We start from the raw sequence: 3730 nt of genomic DNA, 5'->3' as shown, positions 1-3730 counted from the left end.
TGATGCCGGAACGGGCACCGCCGACGCCCCAGCAGTAGGACATGGCGATATCCCACGCATCGCCAGTAGCGTCCTGAGCGACGCATGCCAGATCAGGCACGCCAGAACCCTCGGTGAACTGACGGCGCACAATGTGGCCCGGGCCCTTAGGAGCGCACATGATGACGTTGACGTCCTCGGGGGCCTTGATGTAGCCATAGTGGATGTTGAAACCATGAGCGAAAGCGAGCGTGTCGCCAGCATGCAGGTGCGGAGCGATGTGCTGCTCGTAAACCTCAGGCTGCAGCTCATCGGGAATAAGAATCATGATGACGTCGGCTTCTTCGGCGGCCTCGTCCTCGAGCATGACCTTCAGGCCAGCTTCTTCAGCCTTAGCCCAGCTCTTGGAGCCTTCGCGCAGACCAACGCGAACGTCGACGCCCGAGTCCATGAGGTTGAGCGCATGGGCATGGCCCTGCGAGCCATAACCAATAATCGCAACCTTCTTACCCTTGATGACTTCGGGGTTCACGTCATTTTCGTAATAGATAGTAACAGCCATGGGTTTCTCCTTTTCTTTGACTGCATACAACTTGATCATCCCATCGGGCTTTTGGCGTGCGGGGATACGCATGTGCTCAAACAGTCCTGAGCTCGCACGAACAGCACTTCATGTGCTGTTCGGCTCGTGCGGAACTGCGCATTGCGCACCCCCGCACGCCAAAAGCCCTCCATGGTCTCAAAACTCGCAACGATGCAGCTCAAAGCTGCGTCGCGCGTTTTCCTTCCCTAACGCAACCCTTCTTGCAAATCATTCGACCAGCAAGGCGGCCAATGCGCTGAGGAATCGGCCCAATCTAGTCCTTCGAATTCCTCGACATGGCGATTTTGCCGGTTCGAACGAGCTGCTTCAGACCGTAGGCTCGGAAGAGGTCCTCCATCGCCTCGAGCTTGCTTTCGTCACCCGTCGCTTCGATCGTGAGCGAATTTTTACCCACGTCCACGATATTGGCTCGGAAGACGTTCGCGATCTCGATAATCTCGTGACGGCGATCGGCCGGTGCGCTCACCTTGAACAATGCCAGCTCGCGCTCGATTGCGTCTTCGTCGGTGAGGTCGGTGATCTTGTACACGCTCACCAGCTTGTGCAGCTGCTTGGTGATTTGCTCGTAGCCAACCTCGTCGGCGTTCACGATTGCCGTAAGGCGGCTCATCGTGGGATCTTCAGTAGGGGCAACGGTAAGCGACTCAATATTGAAGCCACGGCGCGAAATCATGCCGGTCACGCGCGAGAGCACGCCCGACTTGTTTTCGACCAACACGGAAAGGATGTGCTTCATTATTCCTCGCCCTCCTTTTCGTCCTTCTTGCCGACGCCTTTGCCGTTCACACGAACAGCGCCGAGCGTAACGTCAATCGCGCCAATCACGTTGTCGAGCGCAGCGCCCGGCGCAACCATGGGATACACGTTCTGGTCAGGCGAAATGGCAACGTCGAGCAAATACGGCTTATCACTCGCAAGCATGCGCGCAATCGCGGGAGCCACCTCTTCGGGCTTCTCGATGCGCTCGCCTTCCCAACCGTATGCGTCAGCGAGCTTCACGAAGTCGGGCACCGGATTGAGGATCGTGGACGAATAGCGCTCGTGATAGAACAGCTTCTGCCACTGATGCACCATGCCCAGGGCGCGATTGTCGAGCAGGAACACCTTCACGGCGGCGTTGTTGATAGCCGCGGTCGCCATTTCCTGGCTGTTCATCTGGAACGAGCCGTCGCCGGCAACGCACACGACCTGCTTGTCGGGGCAGCCGAACTTGGCGCCGATAGCCGCGGGGAAACCGAAGCCCATGGTGCCCAAGCCGCCGCTCGAAAGGAAGGAGCGCGCATGCTCGCGGCCAATGTGCTGATGAGCCCACATCTGATGCTGGCCAACCTCGGTCGTCACGATGGAGTTATCGGGATCGAGCTGCTTGGAGAGTTCGTCGAGCGCGACCTCGGGAACGATCTGGTTCGGATAGTCGTTGAACTGGTCGTCGTAATACGGCCAGCGCTCACGCCATTCATTCACCGTTTCGACCCATTCGGCATCGACGGGCTCAGCGCCCGATTTCTCGAGCTGAGCCACGATGCCGCCCAGAATGCCCTGGGCGTCGCCGACGATAGGCACGTTCGCCTCGCGAATCTTGCCAATTTCGGCCGGGTCGATATCGATATGGATGACCTTGGCGTTCGGCGCGAATTCATCGAGCTTGCCGGTCACGCGATCGCTGAAGCGGGCGCCGGCGGCAATGATGAGGTCGCATTCCGTCATGGCCATGTTGGCGTACTTGGAGCCGTGCATGCCCACGGGGCCCAAGCTCAACGGATGCGAGCTGGGGAAACAACCTTTGCCGAGCAGCGTGGTAACCACGGGGATCTGCATAGCTTCCGCGAGCGCCTTCAATTCCTGGCACGCGTGAGAGCTCACGATGCCGCCGCCTGCGTAGAGCAGCGGACGCTTCGAGGTCTCAATGAGCGCGGTCGCCTGCTTGATTTGCTTGGCATTGCCCTTGTACGTGGGGCGATAGCTGGGAATGTTCACGCTATCGGGATAATGGAACACCATTTCGGCACCCTGCAAATCGCTCGGAATGTCGATGAGCACAGGGCCCGGACGGCCGGTCGAAGCAATGTAGAACGCCTCGCGGAACGTCTCGGTGAGGTCGTCGGTCGACTGCAGAAGGAAGCTGTGCTTCACGATAGGCATGGTGATGCCTACGATGTCAGATTCCTGGAACGAGTCGGTGCCGATGACGCCGCGCGTAACCTGGCCCGTGATAACCACCATGGGAATGGAATCCATGTATGCGGTCGCGATGCCCGTCACCGTGTTCGTGGCGCCTGGGCCGCTCGTTACCAGCACAACGCCAACCTTGCCCGTGGCGCGCGCATAGCCGTCGGCCATGTGCGTGGCGCCCTGCTCGTGGCGGGCGAGCACATGGTGCAGCTTCTTGCTGTCGTACAGCGCATCGTAAATTTTGATGGCCTGGCCACCGGGATAACCGAACACGGTGTCGACGCCTTCGGCCTCAAGCGAAGCAATAATCGCCTGGGCGCCCGTCATCGTTTTGCCCTCGTGCTCGGTATGGCTGCCGGGTCCAAGCGGCTTGCCTTCAATGGCGAGCTGCTTTTGAGCCAGCTTGTCAGTCAAGGTGTTCATCATGAGACATACGCTCCCTTGTCGGCGCTTGAAACGAGTTTCGCGTACTTGGCAAGCACGCCGTGATTATGCTTGGGCGCAGGTGCCACAAAAGCGGCGCGGCGAGCAGCGAGTTCCTCGTCGCTTACATGCAGCTCGAGCTTGCCGCCTTCAATATCAACGGTGACCTGATCGCCGTCTTCAATAAGGGCGATGGGGCCGCCAGCTGCAGCTTCGGGGCTCACATGGCCAACGCAGGGGCCCTTCGAGGCGCCGGAGAAACGGCCGTCGGTCAGAAGCGCAACGCTCTTGGACAGGCCCATGCCAACAATGGCACTCGTGGGCGTGAGCATTTCGCGCATGCCCGGGCCACCCTTCGGGCCCTCATAGCGAATAACAACCACGTCGCCGGGCTTGATTTCGCCAGCGAAAATCGCCTCGCAGGCCTCTTCCTCGCTGTTGAAGCAACGGGCGGGACCGGTATGCGTGAGCATGCTGGGGTCGACGGCGCTCTTCTTCACGATGCCGCCATCAGGGGCGATGTTGCCATGGAGCACGCGCAGGGCGCCAACC

Annotated in this window: 3 protein-coding genes and 1 pseudogene; all 4 read right to left on the bottom strand. The window is 59.8% G+C overall.

Going from position 1 to position 3730, the window contains the following annotated elements; genetic code table 11:
- On the bottom strand, positions 1-541 hold a 541-nt coding region (gene ilvC, locus ACWI8T_RS08955; protein WP_449138689.1), incomplete at its 3' end, for a ketol-acid reductoisomerase.
- Between the two features lie 295 nt (positions 542-836).
- Positions 837-1319: an acetolactate synthase small subunit gene (gene ilvN, locus ACWI8T_RS08950; protein WP_114615247.1), complete on the bottom strand. Its 483-nt coding sequence runs from the start codon at positions 1317-1319 to the stop codon at positions 837-839.
- Complete coding sequence (ilvB, locus tag ACWI8T_RS08945) at positions 1319-3178, bottom strand: biosynthetic-type acetolactate synthase large subunit (protein ID WP_449138690.1); 1860 nt, start codon at positions 3176-3178, stop codon at positions 1319-1321. Before ilvB ends, ilvN begins: the two co-directional genes overlap by 1 nt.
- Positions 3178-3730 (bottom strand): annotated as a pseudogene (locus ACWI8T_RS08940) (dihydroxy-acid dehydratase); the annotation flags it as partial. The gene ilvB and the pseudogene ACWI8T_RS08940, both read right to left, overlap by 1 nt.

The organism is Slackia sp., from assembly GCF_977041755.1.
This window is presented reverse-complemented; position numbering and strand designations above follow the sequence as displayed.